Source organism: Caenimonas aquaedulcis (assembly GCF_015831345.1).
Taxonomy (GTDB): Bacteria; Pseudomonadota; Gammaproteobacteria; order Burkholderiales; family Burkholderiaceae_C; genus Ramlibacter; species Ramlibacter aquaedulcis.
The window spans coordinates 2219580-2239583 of the sequence record NZ_JADWYS010000001.1; the positions used below are offsets into that span (position 1 = coordinate 2219580).

General features: G+C 67.7%; 18 protein-coding genes. 1 reads left to right on the plus strand and 17 read right to left on the minus strand.

What is annotated here, in order from left to right; translation table 11 throughout:
- Positions 1 to 7 precede the first annotated feature (7 nt).
- From I5803_RS10690 to I5803_RS10720, 7 genes are all read right to left on the minus strand, one after another.
- A complete protein-coding gene (locus I5803_RS10690) occupies positions 8 to 496 on the minus strand; it encodes a hypothetical protein (protein WP_196986350.1) in 489 nt (162 codons plus the stop codon).
- On the minus strand, positions 493 to 2325 hold the full coding sequence (aceK, locus tag I5803_RS10695) for a bifunctional isocitrate dehydrogenase kinase/phosphatase (RefSeq protein WP_196988525.1): 1833 nt from the start codon (positions 2323 to 2325) through the stop codon (positions 493 to 495). Before aceK ends, I5803_RS10690 begins: the two co-directional genes overlap by 4 nt.
- Before the next feature lie 19 nt (positions 2326 to 2344).
- Entirely contained in the window at positions 2345 to 2998 is a 654-nt protein-coding gene (gene can / locus I5803_RS10700; RefSeq protein WP_196986351.1) for a carbonate dehydratase, read from the minus strand.
- A gap of 45 nt (positions 2999 to 3043) precedes the next feature.
- Positions 3044 to 3724 (minus strand): Type 1 glutamine amidotransferase-like domain-containing protein, encoded by a 681-nt coding sequence (locus I5803_RS10705; RefSeq protein WP_196986352.1) that lies wholly within the window; start codon positions 3722 to 3724, stop codon positions 3044 to 3046.
- The gene (locus tag I5803_RS10710) at positions 3721 to 4899 is read right to left on the minus strand and encodes an isovaleryl-CoA dehydrogenase (RefSeq protein ID WP_196986353.1); all 1179 of its coding nucleotides are present in this window, start codon (positions 4897 to 4899) and stop codon (positions 3721 to 3723) included. Before I5803_RS10710 ends, I5803_RS10705 begins: the two co-directional genes overlap by 4 nt.
- A 22-nt stretch (positions 4900 to 4921) precedes the next feature.
- Positions 4922 to 5383 (minus strand): PaaI family thioesterase, encoded by a 462-nt coding sequence (locus I5803_RS10715; RefSeq protein WP_231402383.1) that lies wholly within the window; start codon positions 5381 to 5383, stop codon positions 4922 to 4924.
- Positions 5384 to 5459: 76 nt separating this feature from the next.
- Positions 5460 to 5870 carry a MerR family transcriptional regulator gene (locus tag I5803_RS10720; RefSeq protein WP_196988527.1) on the minus strand — a complete coding sequence of 137 codons (411 nt, stop codon included), beginning with the start codon at positions 5868 to 5870 and terminating at the stop codon, positions 5460 to 5462.
- A gap of 90 nt (positions 5871 to 5960) precedes the next feature.
- On the opposite strand from I5803_RS10720, the gene I5803_RS10725 reads away from it, so the two are divergent.
- Positions 5961 to 7085 (plus strand): MBL fold metallo-hydrolase, encoded by a 1125-nt coding sequence (locus tag I5803_RS10725; protein WP_196986354.1) that lies wholly within the window; start codon positions 5961 to 5963, stop codon positions 7083 to 7085.
- On the opposite strand, the gene I5803_RS10730 is transcribed toward I5803_RS10725, so the two are convergent.
- The 10 genes from I5803_RS10730 to I5803_RS10775 form a co-directional block, all read right to left on the minus strand.
- Entirely contained in the window at positions 6995 to 10621 is a 3627-nt protein-coding gene (locus I5803_RS10730) for a PAS domain-containing protein (RefSeq protein ID WP_196986355.1), read from the minus strand. The genes I5803_RS10725 and I5803_RS10730 overlap by 91 nt on opposite strands.
- 83 nt (positions 10622 to 10704) lie before the next feature.
- Entirely contained in the window at positions 10705 to 11652 is a 948-nt protein-coding gene (locus I5803_RS10735) for a M48 family metallopeptidase (RefSeq protein ID WP_196986356.1), read from the minus strand.
- Positions 11653 to 11738: 86 nt separating this feature from the next.
- On the minus strand, positions 11739 to 12479 hold the full coding sequence (locus tag I5803_RS10740; protein WP_196986357.1) for a lysophospholipid acyltransferase family protein: 741 nt from the start codon (positions 12477 to 12479) through the stop codon (positions 11739 to 11741).
- Between the two features lie 15 nt (positions 12480 to 12494).
- Positions 12495 to 13073, minus strand: a complete 579-nt coding sequence (gene gmhB / locus I5803_RS10745) for a D-glycero-beta-D-manno-heptose 1,7-bisphosphate 7-phosphatase (RefSeq protein WP_196986358.1) — start codon at positions 13071 to 13073, stop codon at positions 12495 to 12497.
- An 18-nt stretch (positions 13074 to 13091) separates the two neighbouring features.
- On the minus strand, positions 13092 to 15200 hold the full coding sequence (glyS, locus tag I5803_RS10750) for a glycine--tRNA ligase subunit beta (RefSeq protein WP_196986359.1): 2109 nt from the start codon (positions 15198 to 15200) through the stop codon (positions 13092 to 13094).
- Between the two features lie 3 nt (positions 15201 to 15203).
- Positions 15204 to 16109: a glycine--tRNA ligase subunit alpha gene (glyQ, locus tag I5803_RS10755; protein WP_196986360.1), complete on the minus strand. Its 906-nt coding sequence runs from the start codon at positions 16107 to 16109 to the stop codon at positions 15204 to 15206.
- A gap of 69 nt (positions 16110 to 16178) precedes the next feature.
- A complete protein-coding gene (gene lnt / locus I5803_RS10760) occupies positions 16179 to 17717 on the minus strand; it encodes an apolipoprotein N-acyltransferase (protein ID WP_354001649.1) in 1539 nt (512 codons plus the stop codon).
- A gap of 5 nt (positions 17718 to 17722) precedes the next feature.
- On the minus strand, positions 17723 to 18601 hold the full coding sequence (locus tag I5803_RS10765; RefSeq protein WP_196986361.1) for a CorC family transporter: 879 nt from the start codon (positions 18599 to 18601) through the stop codon (positions 17723 to 17725).
- An 80-nt stretch (positions 18602 to 18681) separates the two neighbouring features.
- On the minus strand, positions 18682 to 19341 hold the full coding sequence (locus tag I5803_RS10770) for a GNAT family N-acetyltransferase (RefSeq protein ID WP_196986362.1): 660 nt from the start codon (positions 19339 to 19341) through the stop codon (positions 18682 to 18684).
- Between the two features lie 98 nt (positions 19342 to 19439).
- Positions 19440 to 19922, minus strand: coding sequence for an Lrp/AsnC family transcriptional regulator (locus tag I5803_RS10775; RefSeq protein ID WP_196986363.1), 483 nt, complete (start codon positions 19920 to 19922; stop codon positions 19440 to 19442).
- Between the last annotated feature and the right edge of the window lie 82 nt (positions 19923 to 20004).

Consider the following 20004-nt stretch of genomic DNA (forward strand, 5'->3'; position numbering starts at 1 on the left):
GTGTCGTTCAGGAAACCTGGATGAGGCCGCCGCGCTCTTCCTGCGCGATGCGGCGCAGGTAACTCTGGAACTCCGGGTCCTCGCCCTTCAGCAGCAGCGGCAGCGCCTGGTAGAAGTCCTCGCGGTGGCACCACTCGCGCATGTAGTCGTCCCAGCTGTTCCAGCGCCGCGCCTCCGTCTCGGTCATCTTCGGCTTGTAGGCCACAAGATACGCCCGCTCGAATAACGTCATCAGCATGTCGAAAATCACCAGCATGCGCTCGGTCTGCTCGATGGTCGGGTTGGCGAGCGGCTCGTTCGTGCGCAGGTGCAGGTCCGGATGGGCCAGCACGACCTTGAGGAAGTCGGTGTACGCGTTGGACAGGAGCTGGTAGCCCTCCTCCTCCTCGTTGTCGCGTTCCTTGCGCTGCTCCCAGGCGAAAAAGACGATCGCGAAGGGCAGCGCGACCACCGTCACGATGAAGCTTGCGAGCTCCCATGCGTCGCGCGCGTTCATGCGACCGCCTGCGCCACCTTGCGCACGAAGCGCTTGTTGCGCTCGTAGGGGAACACGTCGTGCACGTAGCCGGCCTGGATGCGTTCCTTGTGCTGCTGCCAGAACGACGCCTCCAGCAGGTCGGCATGGTGCTTCATGAACACATCCCGCACCGCGTCGTTGCCCAGCAGGAAGGGGCCGAAGGTCTCGGGGAACACGTCGTGCGGGCCGACCTTGTACCAGACCTCCCCGGACATCTCGTCCTCCTCGTTGCGGGCCTTGGGCACCTGCCGGAAATTGCAGTCGGTGATGTACTCGATCTCGTCGTAGTCGTAGAACACGACCTTGCCGTTGCGCGTGACGCCGAAGTTCTTCCAGAGCATGTCGCCGGGGAAGATGTTCGCGGCCACGAGGTCCTTGATCGCGTTGCCGTACTCGATCACCGCGGCCTCGATCTGGTCGCGTGCGTTGCCAGCGGCCGCGCTGTCGGCTTCGGATGTGCGGCCGGCATCGAAGGCTTCCTGCAGGTAGATGTTGAGCGGGATCATGCGGCGCTCGATGTACAGGTGCTTGATGATCACCTCTTCCTGGCCGTCGCCGTCGCGGTCGGAAATCTCCAGCTGGCTGGGCGCGAACTTGCGGATCTCCTCGATCAGCTCGTCCTCGAAGCGGTCCCGCGCGAAGGCGACCTCGCTGTACTCCAGCGTGTCGGCCATGCGTCCCACGCGGTCGTGCTGCTTGACCAGCAGGTACTTGCCCTTGATCTGCTCGCGCGTCGTGTCCTTGGGCGGCGGATACCAGTCCTTGATCACCTTGAACACATACGGAAACGACGGCAGGTCGAACACCAGCATCACCATGCCCTTGATGCCGGGCGCGATGCGGAACTTGTCGCTCGAATGCTTCGTGTGATAGAGGAAATCGCGATAGAACAGCGTCTTGCCCTGCTTGGCCAGGCCGAGCGCGTTGTAGAGCTCGTTGCGGGGCTTTCGGGGCATGAGCGAGCGCAGGAACTGCACGTAGGCGCTGGGGATTTCCATGTCCACCATGAAGTAGGCGCGGGCGAAGGAGAAGAGGCCCTGCATGTCGTCCTCGCCGAACAGGCACGCGTCGATGATCAGCGCGCCGGCCTTGTTGTGCAGGATCGGCAGCGCGAACGGCACCTCGTTGAAGCCGTTGATGATCTTGCCGACCACGTAGGCGCCCTTGTTGCGGAAGAACAGGGAGGACAGCACCTGGATCTGGAAGTTCGCGCGCAGCTTCACCTGCACCAGGCGCGCGCTCATCGCCTGCACGACGTAGCCCGCATCGCGCGGCAGGTCGTCGAAGGCGCGCTGCAGCTGGAAGTTGGTGATGATGCGCTCCACCGTCTCGCCGAGCGTCTCGCGCGTCGGGTAGTAGGAGCGGTAGGTCGGCAGCGCGCCGGGCTCGTCGTTCTCGATGTACTCGGTGCTGACGGCCGGACGCACGAAGATGAAGTCGTTGTGGAAGTGCGTGCGGTGCAGGATCTTGGTGGTGACGGAGTTGAAGAAGGTCTCCGCCAGTTCCGGCTGGTGATGGTCCACCAGCAGGCCGATGTAGTGCAGCTTGACCTGCTGCCACACGTCCATCGGCTGCTCCCCCGCCTTGAACTCCTTCTCGAGCCGCGTCGTCGCTTCCTTCACGCGCAGGTCGTAGAACTCGATGCGCTCGCGCTGGGCGCGCTGCTGGCCGTGCCAGTCCGCCGTCTCGAACCGGTGCTTGGCGCGCGCGGACTCGGTGCGAAAGAGCCGGTAATGGCGGTTGAAGCCGTCCATCATCGCCTTGGCGATGTCGTAGGCGAGCGGCGAATCCAGCCGCTGGGGGAACATCGCCATGCGCGCGCCGGTCCTATTTGCGGCCCACGGACACGCCTTCCAGCGCGGCCCGGTACAGGGGTTCGATCGAATCGGCGCTGGCGACCGACATGCGCAGGTCCTGCAGCAGCCCGTCGTGCACGCCGAAGGCCCACCCGTGCACGGTGACCTTCTGGCCCTTCGCCCAGGCGTCGACCATCACGGTGCTCACGCACACGTTGACGACCTGCTCAATCACGTTGAGGTCCACCAGCGCATCGCCGCGCTTGTCCTCGGCCAGCGACTCCAGCAGGCCGCGGTGGCGGTCCCGGACGTCCTGGATGTGGCGGATCCAGTTGTCGGCCAGGCCGATGCGCTGCCCGTGCAGCGCCGCCATCACGCCGCCGCAACCGTAGTGGCCGACCACCATGATGTGCTCGACCTTGAGCATCTCCACCGCGAACTGGATCGCGGAGAGTGCGTTCAGGTCCGAGTGCACGACGACGTTGGCGACGTTGCGGTGCACGAACACCTCGCCGGGCTCCAGCCCGGTGATCTGGTTGGCCGGCACGCGCGAGTCGCTGCAGCCGATCCACATGAATTTGGGCTTCTGCTGCTTGACCAGCCCCGTGAAGAAGCCGGGGCGCTCGCGCTCCATCTGCTCGGCCCATTGCCGGTTGTGGGTGAAGAGGTCGTGGATCGTGGTCATGGGAACATTGTCGCCTTGGGTCCGGTTACGTGGAGTTCCGTAGGATCAGGCAGCGAGCAGGCGGGTGTCCAGGGCCTGCGCCGGCCCGTCGGATTTCCGCACGGCCTGCCGGCCTTCGCGGCTGGTCACCGCTTCGACGAAGCGCCCGCCGGCGAAGCGCACCATCACGCCGTCGGGCGCACCATAAGCCGGCGGTCCGGCCTGCTCCAGCAGCGGCTGGCGCCACGGCTCGCTGTCCAGGTGCGGGCAGAAAGTACCCGGGACCCAGCCGAGCCCCTCGCGCGTCCCGCCGCCCGGGACGCTGTCCGTGATGTACCGCTCGAACCAGCAGTTGGCGCCCGCGCTGATGCCGCACAGCAGCGTGCCGTCCTGCCATGCGGCATGCAAGTCCGCGTCGAAGCCGAATTCGCGCCACACGGCCACCATCGCCACGGTGTTGCCGCCGCCCACGTAGACCAGGTCGGCGTCGCGAACGGCCTGGCCATAGTCGCGCTTCATCTCATAGGGGAAGAAGGGCAGTGTCGAGGGCTCGCAGCCCAGCGCGGTGAAGAGTTTCATGAAACGAAGTTGTGCCCGCTCGCCGTCGCCGCTCGCCGTGCCGAGGAAAAGCGCCCGGGGCCGGGTGGCGCGCCGACGCAGCAGCGTCAGCAGGTAGCGCTCCTGCAAGCCGCTCAGGTCCTCCATCAGGAAGCCTCCGCCGCCGATCGCCACCAGCTCCTGGCTCACATCGTCTCCGCGAAGAGCTCCCGCCCGATCAGCATGCGGCGGATTTCGCTCGTGCCCGCGCCGATCTCGTAGAGCTTGGCGTCGCGCCACAGGCGGCCCAGCGGGTACTCGTTGATGTAGCCGTTGCCGCCGAAGATCTGCACGCCCTCGCCGGCCATCCACGTGGCCTTCTCGGCGCACCACAGGATGACCGACGCGCAGTCCTTGCGCACCTGCCGCACGTGCTCGGCGCCCAGCATGTCCAGGTTCTTGCCGATCGTGTAGCAGAACGCGCGCCCGGCCTGCAGCACGGTGTACATGTCCGCGACCTTGCCCTGGATCAGCTGGAATTCGCCGATGCTCTGGCCGAACTGCTTGCGGTCGTGGATGTAGGGCACCACGTTGTCCATCACCGACTGCATGATGCCGATGGGCCCGGCGGCCAGAACCGCGCGCTCGTAGTCCAGGCCGGACATCAGCACCTTCGCGCCGCCGTTGAGGGTGCCGAGCACGTTGGACATCGGCACCTCGACGTTGTCGAACACCATCTCGCCGGTGTGGCTGCCGCGCATGCCCAGCTTGTCCAGCTTCTGCGCCGTGGAGAAGCCCTTCATGCCCTTCTCGACGATGAAGGCGGTGACGCCGCGCGCGCCGAGCTCGGGCTCGGTCTTCGCGTACACCACCATCGTGTCCGCGTCCGGCCCGTTGGTGATCCACATCTTGGTGCCGTTCAGGACGTAGCAGCCGCCCTTCTCCTGGGCCTTGAGCTTCATGCTGATGACGTCGCTGCCCGCGCCCGGCTCGCTCATCGCCAGCGCGCCCACGTGCTCGCCGGAGATCAGCTTCGGCAGGAACTTCCGCTTCTGCTCCTCGCTGCCGTTGCGCTTGATCTGGTTCACGCACAGGTTGCTGTGCGCGCCATAGGACAGGCCGACCGAAGCGGAGGCGCGGGAGATTTCCTCCATCGCGATCATGTGCGCGAGATAGCCCATGCCCGCGCCGCCGTATTCCTCGGGCACCGTGATGCCCAGTACGCCGAGCGCGCCCATCTTCTGCCACAGGTCCATCGGGAACTGGTCGCTGCGGTCGATCTCCGCGGCGCGCGGCGCGATCTCGGATTGCGCGAAGGACTGCACCGCATCGCGCAGCGCGTCGATGTCTTCTCCCAACTGGAAATTCAGGCCTGGCAGGTTCATGGGATGGTCTCCTCTTGTCGTTTCAGTGCTGGATGCCGTCGCGCCCGACCACGGCCATCAGCGTCGCATGCATGGTGGCGATCAGCTTCTCGCGCCCGTCGGCTGCAATGGCGAAGGCGCGGCCTTCGGTCACCGTGACGGTGCGTCCCGGCTTGACGACGAGGCCCTCCATGCGGAAGCGCTCGCCCTGCGCGGGCGCGAGCAGGTTGATCTTGAACTCGATGGTGAGCACTGCGGCGTCCTGGGGCATCAGGCTGAACCCGGCATAGCCGCAGGCGGAGTCCAGCGCGGTCGCCACCATGCCGGCGTGCAGGAAGCCGTGCTGCTGCGTGAGCGCCTTCGCCCAGGGCAGCTCGATCACCACCCGGCCCGGTTCCACCGCGCCGAGCGTGGCGCCGATGGTCTTCATGGCAGCCTGCCGCTCGAAACTGGTTCGCACGCGGTCGGCGTAGGCGGCATCTTTCGGCTGGAAGCTGGGGGCCATGGACACTCCTGGCGAGTTGACGTTTACGTAAACGTCAATTATGCCGAGTTTTGAACAACCGGATTGCCGGTTTTTCTCAAGCAGCCTGCCGGGACTTCTCCGTGCGCGACAGCAGCGCCCGCGCCTCCTTCTCGTGCGCGCGCACCTCCTCGAGGTTCGCCTGCAGGTCGGCCATCTGCTCTTCCAGCTGCTTGCGGTGCAGCGCGAGGATGGCGAGGAATTTCTTCAGCTGCGGGCCCGTGTCGCGCGGGCTGTCGTACATGTCGATCAGCTCCTTGGCCTCCGACAGGGACAGGCCCAGGCGCTTGGCGCGCAGCGTGAGCTTCAGGCGCGTGCGGTCCCGCGCGCTGTAGATGCGGTTGCGCCCGCCCGGGCCCGAGCGCTCGGGCTGCAGCAGGCCCATGTCCTCGTAGAAGCGCATGGCGCGGGTGGTGAGGTCGAATTCCTTCGCCAGGTCGCCGATGGTGTATGTCGTGGTTGCCACTATGAGTTCCGGGTTCGTCCCTACAATGCGGGATTACATATGACGTTTACGTCAACGTCAATCAGCAATCCGCCCGCTTTCAACCCCCTCCCCATGAACGCCCTCGAACAACGCCTGCAGTACCCGTTCGGCGACAGCCTTCCCGCCCCGGGCGAGACGATGGAGGTAGCGCCGGGTGTTCGCTGGATCCGCATGGCGCTGCCTTTCGCGCTGGACCACATCAACCTGTGGCTGCTGCGCGACGAGATCGACGGCCGCGCCGGGTGGACGGTGGTGGACTGCTGCATCAGCCGCGACGAAGCGAAGGCGCAATGGGAGCGGATCTTCGCCACCCAGCTGCAGGGCCTGCCCATCCTTCGCGTGGTCGTCACGCACATGCATCCCGACCACATCGGCCTCGCGTCCTGGCTGTGCGAGCGCTGGGACGCGCCGCTGTGGATCAGCGCCACCGACTACAACGCCTCGCGGCTCGCCTCGCAGAGCACCACCGGCTTCGGCGGCGACGCGACGGCGAAGTTCTTCGCGTCGCACGGGCTCACGGATCCGGAGGCGCTGGAGAAAGTGCGCGGCCGCACGAACTACTACGCGGGCATGGTGCCCGCCGTGCCGCGCAGTTTCCACCGCATGCAGGACGGCGACCTGCTCACCATCGGCGGGCGCGCGTGGCGCTGCATCTCGGGGTACGGCCATGCGCCCGAACACATCGCGCTTTTCTGCGGTGAACTCGCGGTACTGATCGGCGGCGACATGATGCTGCCGCGCATCTCCACCAACGTGAGCGTCTACGACGTGGAGCCGGAATCCGATCCGCTGCGCCTTTTCCTCGAATCGATCGACAAGTTCGCCGGCCTCCCCGACGGCACCCTCACGCTGCCCTCGCACGGCAAGCCCTTTCGCGGGCTGCACGAGCGCATCTCGCAACTGCACGCGCACCATCGCGACCGGCTTGCCGAAGTGATGGAAGCCTGCGAACGCGCGCCGCAGTGCGGCGCGGACGTGCTGCCCGTGATGTTCAAGCGCCCCCTCGACCTGCACCAGACCACCTTCGCCATGGGCGAGTCGGTCGCGCACCTGCATGCGCTGTGGTTTGCCGGCAAGCTCGAGCGCACGCGCGGCGCGGACGGCATCTACCGCTTCAGCGCCCAGGTCCCCGTGCCGCCGTCGCGCGCCGGGGATGCGAGCCACTGGGGCGGCGCACTCTCGCCCAGCGTGAAGTAGAAGACCGTCCCTTCGCCCGGCACCGACTCCGCCCAGACGCGGCCCTGGTGGCGCGTGAGGATGCGGCGCACCGTCGCGAGCCCGATGCCCGTGCCGGGAAATTCGGCCTCGGTGTGCAGGCGCTGGAACGCGCCGAACAGCTTGCCGGCGTACGCCATGTCGAAGCCCACGCCGTTGTCCCGCACGAAAAACGCCCCGTCGGCGGGCCTGCGCCCGACTTCGATCACCGGCTCCGGCGTGTTGGACGTGAACTTCCAGGCGTTGCCCACGAGGTTGTCCACGACCAGCCGCAGCAGCGGCGCGTCGCCCTGCGCCGCCAGGCCGGGTGCGATGCGCACGTCCACCTTGCGCTGGGGCGCGCGCACCTGCAGCTCGTCGATCGCTTCCTGCGCGAGCGCGCCGATGTCCAGCGCGCCGTAGCTGAGCGGCGCGCGCGCGACTTTCGAGAGCAGCAGCAGCGCGTCGATGAGCTGCTCCATCTTTTCCACGCCGGCCTGGATGCGCGCGAGGAAGTGGCGCGCGCGGTCGTCCGCCTGCGATTCGATCTTCAGCGCCAGCGCCTTGCTGAACCCGCCGATCGCGCCGAGGGGCGCGCGCAGGTCGTGCGACACGGAATACGAGAAGGCCTCGAGCTCCAGGTTCGAGTTGCGCAGCGCCTGCTCGATCGCCTTGAACTCGGTGATGTCCGCGTCGATCCCCACCCAGAAGGCGACCTCGCCCGCGTCGTCCAGGACCGGCGTGCCCTTGTACGACATCGTGTGCCAGCTGCCGTCCTTGGCCAGCAGGCGGCGCACGCCGATGAAGGGCTGGCGGGTAGCGCGCGACCGGCGCCAGTTGGCCGCGACCTCCTCGCGGTCGTCCGGGTGGATGGCGCGCCGCCCGTTGTCTCCCAGCCATTGCTGCGGCGTGCCGCCCACGAGCTCGTACCACGCGCGGTTGAGGAAGGTAAGGCGCTCGCCGCTCGCGTCCGTGTTCCAGACGACTTCCGGCGCCTGTTCCGCGAGGGTGCGGTACAGCAGTTCCTGGCGCGCGAGTTCCGCCGTGCGCTGCGCGATGCGCTCTTCCAGGCCCGCGTTCAGCTGCGTCACTTCGCCGAAGAGGCGGGCGTTCTCGATCGCGATCGACGCCAGCTGCGCCAGCTCGAGGGCCACGTATTCGTCACGCTCCGAGAACTCGCCATCGCTCTTGTCGGACAGCTGCAGCAGGCCCATGTTCGCGCCGTCGCGTCCGGTGAGCGGCACCGCCAGCAGGCCGCGCAGCTGCATGTGGTCGGCGGCGTGCGCGCCGAAGCCGCGATAGCGCGGGTGCGCGAGCAGCTCGGCCTGCGTGAGGCGCAGCGCGCGCCCGGTCTCGCACACCACCGCATAGATGCCCTCGCCGTTGGGCGGCTCCGCGTAATCGCGCCACGCCCCGTACCGGTCGGACATGGAGAGCGAGGAGATCGCCTGGCTCCAGTCGCTGCCCTTCGTGAGGCTCACCACCGCCATGTGAGCACCGATCACGCTGCGCGCCTGGTCGGCCACTTCGCGGAGCATGGCCTCGAGGTCGGGCCGCGAGGTGATCGCCTGCGCGGCCTCGGCGGCGCGCTGCAGCTGCAGCGTGTACTCCTCCAGCTCCTTCTCGCGCGCCCGCACCGCCTCTTCGGCAATCCTGCGCTCCGTCACGTCCTGGACCACGCCGCCGAACCACACGGGCGTGCCGCCTTCGTCGCGGCGCGCGTCCGCGATCTCGCTCATCCAGGCGATCGAGCCGTCGGGCTTGACGACCCGGTATTCCACACGCATCACCTGCCCGTCGCGCAGCGCGCTGTCGCGCGCCGGTTTCAGCAGGGCGCGGTCCTGCGGGTGCACGAGGCCCTCGAAGCCCTGGATCGACGGCTCGAATTCGCCCGGCTCACGGCCGACGAGGACATACACCTCGTCGGACCATCCGAGCCTGCCGGTGGCAAGGTCGAGCTCCCAGTTGCCGACGCGTCCGATGCGCTGGGCCTCGATCAGCTTGCCCTGCGTTTCCCGCAGTTCGCGCAGCTGCGCGGCCTGCTCCGACTGCAGGCGCTCCAGATGCGTGACGTCGGTGAAGACGACCAGCCCGCCCCGGATGCCCTCGGGGGTGGTCACGGGCTGCCAGCTGCACAGCAGCATGCGGCCTTCGGGCACGAGTGCGTTGCGCACGAAGAGCGCCAGTTGCCGGCCGCTCTCGCCCCGCAGCGCGCGGGAAAGCGGAAGGTCTTCCAGCGCGTAAGGGGTCACCTTGTCGCGCTCGAACAGGCCCCAGGCGAGGGGACGCTGCGCGCGGGGCGCGAGCGGGCCGTCCAGCGGGAACAGCGCCCGTGCCGCCTCGTTGTACATGAAGAAGCCGCCGCCCGCATCCATCGCGAGCAGCGCCTCCTGCATGCTGTTGAGCACCTGGTCCAGCACCACGTACGCGGCCTGGCTGCGGCGCAGCTCGCTTTGCAGGTCGGCCTGCCGCAGCTGCAGCGATTCGGCCATCAGGTTGAACGCCGACCCGATGCGCGTGAATTCCCCCCCGAGGCGGGTGTCCTTCAGCGGCACCCGGGCATCGAGGTCTCCGTGCTCGAGCCGGCGCACGGCGTCCACGACCAGCCGGGTCGGCGCGACGATGGCCCGGCCGGCGAAGATCCAGGCCCCGAGCAGGCCGAGCAGCAGCATGAGCGCCATGCCCATGAGCTCGTCGCGCAGGCTCGCGATGCTGCTGGCGGCGAGCATGTTGCCGTCGATGCTCGCCACCGCGAGCAGGCCCTCCACGCCGACGCGCATCGAAGGGGCGAAGGCGAAGATGCGATGGTCTCCCTGCGGGTCCTCGGTTTCCCCGGTGCCCGAGGACATCGCGGCCGCCGCGCGCAGCAGGTCGGCATTGGCGAGTCCGCGCGGCAACGGTTGCGCCGGGCGCGGTGGATATTCCATGACGACCTGGCCGCGCCGGTCGGCCACCAGCAGGCGCGCCCGCGGCGGCAACTCGAGCCGCGCCAGCGCGGCGGTGGCCTGCGCGAGGTTCAAGGTGGCGAAGGCGACGCCCTTCACCTCACCGCCTTCGATGATCGGCAGGCCGAAAGGGATGGTGCTGCGCCCGCCCGCGCGGCCGACGATTTCCTCGCCCATCGCGAACCGCCGCTGCGTCAGCGCCTGCCGGAAGAATGCACGGTCGCCGCCCTGGATCGCACCGGCGGCGGCGTTCGCGTGGCACACGGACCGGCCCTCGGTGTCGAAGTAGCCGATGTTGAAGTAGATCGGATTGCTCGCCTTCAGCTCGGCGAAGTAGGCCTGGCAGCGGGACGCCGGCAAGGCGCGCAGCTCGGGCATCGCCGCGATCGCGGTGAGCAGCGCATGGGCGGACTCGATGGTGCGGTCCTGGCTGGACGCGATGGCGGACGCGGCGAACTTCAGCTGCGATTGCGCGAGTTCCCTGGTCGATCGCGTCTCGCGCACCGCGAGCCAGACGGACAAGGCCGAAAGCGGCAGGATCGCCGCAACCATCAGGATCACGACGCGCTGCTGCAGGCTCAGGCGACCACGCATTTTTTGACTACTCCCTGTGGCGGCCGATGCGGCTCCGCTTGCTCCCGAGTGTACGGGGCAAGCCGGCCACCCTCCCGGGCGACTCACCAGGGCGGGATGTGCTCGTCTTTGAGCTGGCCGCGCAGGTGCGCGTAGTCGGGCACCACGGTGCCGACCGTCTCCCAGAAGCGGGGGCTGTGGTCCATCACGCGCAGGTGGCTGAGCTCGTGGGCGACCACGTAGTCGATCACCGGGAGCCGGAAATGGATCAGGCGCCAGTTGAGCCGGATGAGGCCGTCCGAATGCGCGGTGCCCCAGCGCGTGCCCGCGCTGCTGAGGACCAGCTTGCGCCAGCTCACGCCGAGCTGCGGCGCGTAGTGGTCGAGCCGCTCGGTGAACAGCCGCTTCGCCTGGCGCATGAGCCAGGCCTGCACCGCATCCCGGATCTGCGACGGCTGTGCGTTCTGGGGCAGGCCCAGCCGCAGGGTGTGGCGCGCGACGCCGGGGAGCGCCGCGTCATCCGTCTCCAGCACGCCGCCGACTTCGTCGAAGCCATGGCGCGGGTCGAGCACCACGATGACCGGTTCGCCCATGAAGGGGAAGGTGGCACCCTCCTTCCACTCGATGCGCGCGGACTCGATGCGCCGCTGACGCTCGCCGGCCTCGCCGAGCTTCTTCACGATCCAGGCGGACTTGCTCTGCACCGCGGAGTCGACTTCGTACAAGGGCACCCACTTCGGCGCCGTGACGGTGAGGCCTTCCGGCCCGACAGCGAAGCCGATGGTGCGGCGCTTCGCGCGGCGCAGTTCGTAGGCGACCACGGAATCGCCGAGCATGGCCTCGCGGTTGGCGCGCGGGTGGCGGAAGTCGGCGGGCGCCAGCACCTTGTCGAGCAGTTCCGCGGGGGGACCATCTGCTCTTTTTTCAGGAGCGTCGAAGGCAGGCTTGGCGGGACGCTCCGGCTTGGGTGCGGACTTTCGCGTGCGTGGGCGCGCAGGCGCCGCGGGCGCGGCGTCGAAGAAATCCAGCGTGAGTTGCAGCAGCCGGTGCATGGGGCCCGAGTTTATCCGCGGCGGCGCGCGCGCGAGCCCGGCCGCAGGGTTCGCACGGGGGCTCGAAAGAGCCACCGCGCCGCGCGTCAGTCGCGGTAGGCCTCGGGGTCGAGGCGATGCATCTCGGCTTCGATCCAGGCCTCGACCTCGCGCAGCAATTCGTCGGGCTCGCGCCCCGCGCTCGGGATCGGCTTGCCGATGGAGATGTCCACCACGCCCGGGTGCTTGATGAAAGCCTTGCGCGGCCACACCTTCGCCGAAGTCACGGCGATGGGGATGACGGGCGCGCCGGTTTCGCAGGCGAGCCGCGTGCCGCCGTGCTTGTAGACCCCCTTCTGCCCGCGGGGGATGCGCGTGCCCTCGGGGAACATGATGACCCACACGCCCTGCGCGAGCAGGCGCTTGCCCTGTTCGACAACCTTGGCGAAGGCCTGCGCGCGCAGGCTGCGGTCGATGTGGATCATGTCCATGCGCCCCATGGCCCAGCCGAAGAAGGGCACGTAGATCAGCTCCTTCTTGAAGACATAGGCGAGCGGGTGCGGCATCAGCGTGGGGATCAGGAAGGTCTCGAGCGTCGACTGGTGCTTCACGAGCAGGATCGCGGGGCTCTTTTCGCCCAGGGGCAGGTTGTCGTAGCCCGTCACGCGCACTTCGATGCCCAGGATGCCGCGCCCGATGGGGCCGACGGCCCAGGTGAGCCAGCGCTGCGCCATCCACCACATCTGCGTGCCGTTGCTCCACAGCGAGGCGGTGACCATGTAGATGCCCCAGGGCACCACCGTCACGAGCATCCAGAGTGCGTGAACTATCGAGCGGATCAATGACATGCGAAAGGGAGCCTGTTAGGTGGGAGCGGCTTTGCCGGCGGCCTGGCGCGCGACCAGCCAGTCGGCGAAGGCGGCGAGGTCCTCGTGCATCGTGGTGCCGGCCGGGTACGTGTCGGGAAGCGCGCGACCGCGGAATTCCGCGCCCTTGCCGGTGAGCACGAGGTGCGGCTCGCAACCCGCGGCGGACCCGGCCTGCAGGTCGCGCAGGCCGTCGCCGACGACCGGGGTGCGCGAGGCCCGCAGGTCCACGCCGAAACGGTCGGCGATCTGTTCGAACAGGCCGGGCAGCGGCTTGCGGCAGGTGCAGCTCTCATCGGGCGTGTGCGGGCAGTAGAACACCGCATCGATGCGGCCGCCCTGCGCGGAGAGCATCTTGTGCATCTTGGCATGCATCGCGTTGAGCGACGCGACGTCGAACAGGCCCCGCCCGAGGCCGGACTGGTTCGAAGCGATCACCGCGTGCCAGCCCGCGTGGTTCAGTTTCGCGATGGCTTCCAGCGCCCCCGGCAGCGGCGTCCATTCCTCGGGCGACTTGATGAATTCGTCGCTGTCGGCGTTGATGGTGCCGTCGCGGTCGAGGATGACGAGTTTCATGGGCAGGCCTTCCGCAGGTCAGGTGGCGAGGCGCGACAAGTCCGCCACCCGGTTCATCGCCTGGTGCAGCGTGGCCAGGAGGCCCAGGCGGTTCAGGCGCAGGTCGGTTTCTTCCGCGTTGACCATCACGTCGTCGAAAAAGGAATCGACCGGCGCGCGCAGCGCGGCAAGCGTCTGCAGCGACGCGGTGTAATCGCCGGCCTCGAACTGCGCGGACGCCCTGGGAGCCACCTCCCGGGTCGCGGCGTAGAGCGACTTCTCCGCGCTTTCCTTGAGCAGCACCTCGCTCACGTGGGGGTCCACGGTGCCGTCGGCCTTCTTCAGGATGTTGCCGATGCGCTTGTTGGCGGCCGCCAGTGCGGGCGCTTCGGGCAGGGCCGCGAAAGCGCGCACCGCGGCGAGCCGCTTGGCGACATCACCGAGGCGCTGGGGGCGCAGGGCCAGGACGGCGTCCACTTCCTGCGCGCTGTAGCCCTGCTCGCGCAGGGAGCCCGCGAGGCGCTCGTAGATGAATTCGGAGAGCAGGCGCACGGTGTCCGCACTGGCCTGCGGGAACAAGGCGACGGCGGCGGCGAGCAGCGTGTCCAGTTCCAGCGGCAGGTCTTTCTCGATCAGCATGCGCACGATGCCCAGGGCATGGCGGCGCAGCGCGAACGGGTCCTTGTCGCCGGTGGGCAGCTGGCCGATGGCGAAGAGGCCCGCCAGCGTTTCCAGCTTGTCGGCCAGCGCGACCGCCACGCCGGTCATGTTTCGCGGCAAGCCATCGCCGGCAAAGCGCGGCTTGTAGTGGTCCTCGATCGCGTCGGCGATGTCGGCGCCGAGGCCGTCGTGCAGCGCGTAGTAGCGGCCCATCACGCCCTGCAGTTCGGGGAATTCGCCCACCATGTCGGTCACGAGGTCGGCCTTGGCGAGTTGCGCCGCGCGGTCCGCGTTGGACGCGAGTTCACCGCCGCCCAACTGCCCGGCGATCGACCTGGCGATGGCACGCACGCGCTCGATGCGCTCGCCTTGCGTGCCCAGCTTGTTGTGGTACACGACCTTGCCGAGGCCCGGCACGCGGTCCTCGAGCTTCTTCTTGCGGTCCTGGTCGAAGAAGAATTTCGCATCGGCCAGGCGGGGGCGCACCACCCGCTCGTTGCCGCCGACCACCGCGCTGGCGTCCTGCGGGCGGATGTTGCTCACGACAAGGAATTTGTTGGTGAGCTTGCCCTGCGTGTCCAGCAGCGGGAAGTACTTCTGGTTGGCCTTCATCGTGAGGATCAGGCATTCCTGCGGGACGTCGAGGAATTCCTTGTCGAACTCGCAGACGAGCACGTTCGGCCGCTCGACCAGGGACGCGACTTCGTCGAGCAGCGCGTCGTCTTCGATTGCCTTGGCTCCACCGCCGGCCTTGTCGGCCGCCGCGGCCAGTTGCCGCACGATCTCCGCGCGCCGCGCTTCGAAGCTCGCGATGACCGCGCCGTCCTTCTCGAGTGCGGACGCGTAGCTGTCGGCATCCTTCACCTGCACGGGGTCCACCGAGGCCTCGAAGCGATGCCCGTGCGTCACGTTGCCGGCCTTCAGGCCCAGCGCCTCGATGGGCACGATCTCGCTGCCATGCAGCGCGAGCAGTGCGTGCGCCGGGCGGACGAACTTCACGTCGCTCCAGCCGTCGGCCAACTGGTAGGTCATGACCTTGGGGATCGGCAGCTTCGCGATGCTCTCGTTGAGTGCCTTCTGCAGCCCTTCCGCCAGCGTCGCGCCGGTCACGTTGCTTTCGTAGAAGAGCGCCTCGGCCTTGCCGTCCATCGCACGCTTCAGGCTGGCGACGGCGGACGGGTCCGCGCCCAGCGCCTGCAACTTCTTGAGCAGCGCGGGCGTTGCGTTGCCCGATGCGTCCAAGCCGACGGAGGCAGGCATCAGCTTTTGCGACACGGACTTGTCGGCGGCCTGCGCGGACACCGCGCTCACGTGCGCAGCCAGGCGGCGCGGCGATGCATAGGACGTGAGCTTCGATTCCGCGGTGGCCAGGCCCTGGCTCTTGAGCTGCTCGAACAAGACGCCGGCGAAAGCGTCCCCGAGTTTGCGCAGCGCCTTCGGCGGCAGCTCTTCCACGAACAATTCGACGATGAGGTTTTTCGCTGCCATGGGTCAAGCCGCCTTCTTGTTCATGTGGGCGACCCATTCGCGCGGGGCCATCGGGAAGCCCAGGCGCTCGCGGCTGTCGTAGTAGCTTTGCGCGACGGCGCGCGCGAGGTTGCGGATACGGCCGATGTAGGCCGCGCGTTCCGTCACGCTGATCGCGCCGCGCGCGTCCAGCAGGTTGAAGCTGTGCGCCGCCTTGAGCACCTGCTCGTAGGCCGGCAACGCGAGCTGCTGCTCCATCAGGTGCTTCGCCTGCTTCTCGTGCGCACCGAAAGCGGTGAAAAGGAACTCCGCGTCGCTGTGCTCGAAGTTGTACGTGGATTGCTCCACTTCGTTCTGCTTGTAGACGTCGCCGTAAGAGAGACCTTCGGTCCACTTCAGGTTATAGACGTTGTCCACGCCCTGGAGGTACATCGCGAGGCGCTCCAGGCCGTAGGTGATCTCGCCGGTGATCGGCTTGCAGTCGATGCCGCCGACCTGCTGGAAGTAGGTGAACTGCGTGACTTCCATCCCGTTCAGCCAGACCTCCCAGCCCAGGCCCCAGGCGCCGAGCGTGGGGTTCTCCCAGTCGTCTTCGACGAAACGGATGTCGTTCTTCTTCAAATCGAACCCGAGCGCTTCCAGCGAGCCGAGGTAGAGCTCCAGGATGTTGGACGGCGCGGGCTTGAGCACCACCTGGTACTGGTAGTAATGCTGCAGGCGGTTGGGGTTCTCGCCGTAGCGGCCGTCCTTCGGCCGGCGGCTGGGCTGCACGTAGGCGGCCTTCCACGGCTCGGGACCGAGGGCGCGCAGGAACGTCGCCGTATGCGATGTCCCCGCGCCGACCTCCATGTCGTAGGGCTGCAGCAGGGCGCAGCCCTGCCCGTCCCAGTAGGACTGCAATTTCAGGATGATTTGCTGGAAGGTCAACATAGGTGGAGCGATGGGCGGCGGCGCCCCGGTGCGCAAGACAGCGGGCCGCAGCCCGCGAAACCCTTGATTTTACGGGTTGCCGTGCGAACGGCGACCGCGCCAGGCTGCAATCCCGAGGATCGCGAACGTCGCCAGCCAGAATGGCCACAGGCCGGCGCGCGAAATCCACCACGCATAGGGCGTGATGCCGGTTCCGCCTTCGACCTCCCCGGTGAGCACGCCGCGCGTCTGGCGCGGCAATGCGGCGGTGACGCGGCCATAGCGGTCGATGATGGCCGTGGCGCCCGTGTTGGTGGCGCGCAGCATCGGCCGTGCGAATTCCAGCGTGCGCATGCGGCTGATCTGCAGGTGCTGGTCGATCGCGATGGAGTCGCCGAACCACGCAATGTTGCTGACGTTCACGAGGATGGTGGGTGCGCGCGCTTCGTCGGCGAACTGGAGGCCGAGTTCCTCGCCGAACAGATCCTCATAGCAGATGTTCGGCGCGAGGCGCTGGCCCTGCCACTCGAAAGGCGCCTGGCCCAGCGCGCCGCGGTCGAAATCGCCCAGCGGAATGTTCATCAGGCGCGTGAACCACTTGAAGAGCGGCGGCACGAACTCGCCGAAGGGCACGAGGTGGTGCTTGTCGAACCGGTACGGCGCCGCGCCGGGCTTCAGGCCCAGCACGGAGTTGGCGTAGCCCTCCTTGTAGCCGCCCATGGGGATTCCGATCAGCGCCGCCTGCGCGCGCGTGGTGAAGCGGTCGCGCATCGCGTCGAAATAGCCGGCGGGCAGTTGCGACGGCAGCATGGGGATCGCAGTCTCCGGCGTCACGACCAGCGATGCGGTGCTCGCGTCCAGTTGCTGCCCGTACCAGGCGAGCGCCAACGCCACGCCCGTGCCCGCCTCGAATTTCTCGTCCTGCGCGATGTTGCCCTGGAGCAGCGCGACCGAGAGCTTCGGTTCCGCCGCCGCGCCCTGCTTCGGATGTGCGACGACGTTGCAGGCGGCCAGCAGGCCCGCGCCTGCCGCGACCGCCAGCCAATATCGCCACGAGCGCAGCACGCCCGGTCGGGCGAGCAATGCGAGCGCGTAGGCCAGCAGCGATGCCACAAACCCGATGCCATGCACGCCGACATACGGAGCCAGGGCGGCGAGCGGCCCGTCGACATGCCCATAGCCGCCCGCGCCCCACGGAAAGCCCGTGAACCAGACGGTGCGCGCCAGTTCCGCGAACATCCATGCCGCCGCGAAAGAGAGCGCGCGGCCGGCCGTGGGAATGCGGTCCCATGCGCGAATCGCTGCGCAGGCGGCCGCGTAATAGCTGGAGAGAAACAGCGCCAGCGCCAGCACCGCTAACACGGCCAGTGGCGAAGCGAGCCCGCCGTAGACGTGCATGGAGATGAAGAGCCACCAGAAGGTGCCGCACAGCCACGCGGTGGCAAAGGCCCAGCCGAGCAGTCCTGCGTAGCGCCAGGAGGGCGCGCGCTGCACAGCCCAGGCCAGCCACGCGAGCGACAGCAGCTGCAGCCACCACACCGGCTGGCCGCTCCAGGGCGCGGCGATCGAAGCGGCCTGCAGCCACCCCGCCAGCAGCGCGCACGCGAACGGCAGCAAGCGCAACGCCACGCGCTTCAACCCGTGGCGTCTTCGTCTCTGGCCGGCGAGACCTTGAACCAGCGCACCGCGCCGCCCTTGGTGTGCAGCACGACGAAGTTCAGGCCCGCGAGCAGGTGGTGCTCCCCGCGCTTGGGCACGTGGCCCATCTCGTGCGCGATGAGCCCGCCGATGGTGTCGAACTGCTGCTCCGCGTCCGTCGGCAGGAGCTTCACGCCGAAGGCTTCGCCCACGCGGTCGATCGCGGTGTCGCCGCTCACGCGGTAGGTGCGGTCCGCGAGGCCGAAGATGTCGCCCTCGTTGTCGTCGATGTCGAATTCATCTTCGATCTCCCCGACGATCTGCTCGAGCACGTCCTCGATGGTGATGAGGCCCGCGACGCGGCCGAATTCGTCGATCGCGATCGCGAGGTGGTTGCGGTTGCCCCGGAATTCGCGCAGCAGGTCGTTGAGCCCCTTGCTTTCGGGGACGAACACCGCCGGGCGCAGCAGCGCCCGGATGTTCAGCTCGGGCGCTCGCTGCAGCTTGAGGAGGTCCTTGGCGAGCAGGATGCCGATGATGTTCTCGCGCTCGCCCTCGTAAACCGGGAAGCGCGAGTGGGCGGTGTCGATCACGATGCCCAGGATGTCGTCGTGCGCCGAATCGATGTTCAGCAGGTCCATGCGGGGCGCGGCGACCATGACGTCCGCGACCGTGAGCTCGGCCATCCGGATCACGCCCTCGAGCATGATGCGCGACTCCGCTCCGATGATGTCGTTGTCCTCAGCGTCCGCCAGCGTTTCGATCAGCTCGGCCTTGGAGTCCGGCCCGGGGTGGATGAACTCGGCGATCTTCTGCAGGAAAGTGCGCTTGTCTTCCTTCAGCGTGGAAGGTCGCGCAGGGTGGGGGTCGGACACAGCCTTGGGATGCAGGACGTGCGGTAGTGGAGGGACCAATAGGATAGCGGAAACGCCCGCACCGGGCGGGTGCGCGGCCGCTACCGGGGCGTCCTGCGGCGCGCGTCCTGGATGCCCCGGCGCATTTCCTGAACGCCGGCCAGGAAATCCCAGAAGCTCTTGGCCTGCACCTTGAGGCGGTAGTCGCTCCTGGCAATCTGCTCATCCAGCATTTCGCTCATGCGGCTGTCCAGCGTCGCCGGCGGCAGGCGCAGGTAGGCGTCGGTCTCCGACCCCGCACGCTCGAGCGTCGCGCCGGCGTTGCGCGCGATCTTGATCATGGCGGTGTTCTCGGACAGCGCGTGGATGAACAGGAGTTCCACGCCTTCGTTGCGCGCATGGATTACCGCGCGCTCGAAGAGGCGCGAGCCGTACCCGCGCCCGCGCGCCTTGCCCAGCACAGAGACGCCGAATTCGGCGCATTCGAGGTGTTCGGGATCGCGCGAGAACGCGAGGTGCGCCATCGCGATGAGTTCGAGCTTGCGGTTGTAGATGCCGAAGATGTCGTCGCGCTCGAAGTCCAGGCCGTCGACGTAGCGCCGGATGTGTTCGTCGTTGGCGGGGTAGCCGAAGCGCAGGTAGCGGTCGTGTTCATCCAGCGCCATCAGGTGGACGGCGATGCGCTCGCGGTGGCCGGGTCCGAGCGATCGGATCGGAACCACCACCGCGGTGCCCTGGATGACGTCATGTAGATCAGTCATGTTCCCAATTTACGGGTTTTCACTAGGGAGGCAAGTCCATCCGGCCATTACGCAACGGCTGACGTAGTTCTACCTAAACGCCGTGGCTCAACCATTCGTTACACCGGTAGCGCCGTGGTGGCCTTGACGAGGTCCAGCACGAAGCTGGTCCTGCAATCCTGCACCGAGGGATGCTTGAGCAAGGTGTCCATGATGAAGCGGCTGTAATGCGACATGTCCCGCACCACCACGCGCAGCAGGTAGTCCATGTCGCCGGTGAGCGAGGCGCACTCCACCACTTCCGGCCAGGTCTGAACGCTCGCGCGGAACACATCCATGGGGTTGCGCTTGTGGCTCTCGGTGTGCTTTTCCAGCCGAACATTGAGGTACGCGGTCAGGCCGAGACCGACCGCCTGCGGCTGGACGAGCGCCACGTACCGGTCGATCACGCCGCTTTCCTCGAGCCGCTTGACCCGCCGCAGCACGGCGCTGGAGGACAGGCCCACGTGCTCCCCGATGACGTCATAGGTTTCCCGGCCGTTCCGCTGCAGGGCGCGCAGGATGGCCTTGTCGAGCTTGTCGAGTGCTTGCGATTCTGTCATGACGCATGATTATTGCGCCGATCTGCCATATTCGCCCTTTTTCGCCGGAAAAGTGAGTTGCGTGGACCTTACAGTCGCAGCA

Excerpts from the sequence above, each read along its gene's own strand:
- I5803_RS10770 (WP_196986362.1), bottom strand. The coding sequence starts at position 19,341 with ATGACTGATCTACATGACGTCATCCAGGGCACCGCGGTGGTGGTTCCG.
- I5803_RS10715 (WP_231402383.1), bottom strand. The coding sequence starts at position 5,383 with ATGGCCCCCAGCTTCCAGCCGAAAGATGCCGCCTACGCCGACCGCGTG.
- I5803_RS10740 (WP_196986357.1), bottom strand. The coding sequence starts at position 12,479 with ATGTCATTGATCCGCTCGATAGTTCACGCACTCTGGATGCTCGTGACG.
- I5803_RS10735 (WP_196986356.1), bottom strand. The coding sequence starts at position 11,652 with ATGCACCGGCTGCTGCAACTCACGCTGGATTTCTTCGACGCCGCGCCC.
- I5803_RS10690 (WP_196986350.1), bottom strand. The coding sequence starts at position 496 with ATGAACGCGCGCGACGCATGGGAGCTCGCAAGCTTCATCGTGACGGTG.
- aceK (WP_196988525.1), bottom strand. The coding sequence starts at position 2,325 with ATGTTCCCCCAGCGGCTGGATTCGCCGCTCGCCTACGACATCGCCAAG.
- gmhB (WP_196986358.1), bottom strand. The coding sequence starts at position 13,073 with ATGAAACTCGTCATCCTCGACCGCGACGGCACCATCAACGCCGACAGC.
- I5803_RS10775 (WP_196986363.1), bottom strand. The coding sequence starts at position 19,922 with ATGACAGAATCGCAAGCACTCGACAAGCTCGACAAGGCCATCCTGCGC.
- glyS (WP_196986359.1), bottom strand. The coding sequence starts at position 15,200 with ATGGCAGCGAAAAACCTCATCGTCGAATTGTTCGTGGAAGAGCTGCCG.
- I5803_RS10725 (WP_196986354.1), top strand. The coding sequence starts at position 5,961 with ATGAACGCCCTCGAACAACGCCTGCAGTACCCGTTCGGCGACAGCCTT.
- can (WP_196986351.1), bottom strand. The coding sequence starts at position 2,998 with ATGACCACGATCCACGACCTCTTCACCCACAACCGGCAATGGGCCGAG.
- I5803_RS10710 (WP_196986353.1), bottom strand. The coding sequence starts at position 4,899 with ATGAACCTGCCAGGCCTGAATTTCCAGTTGGGAGAAGACATCGACGCG.
- I5803_RS10730 (WP_196986355.1), bottom strand. The coding sequence starts at position 10,621 with ATGCGTGGTCGCCTGAGCCTGCAGCAGCGCGTCGTGATCCTGATGGTT.
- glyQ (WP_196986360.1), bottom strand. The coding sequence starts at position 16,109 with ATGTTGACCTTCCAGCAAATCATCCTGAAATTGCAGTCCTACTGGGAC.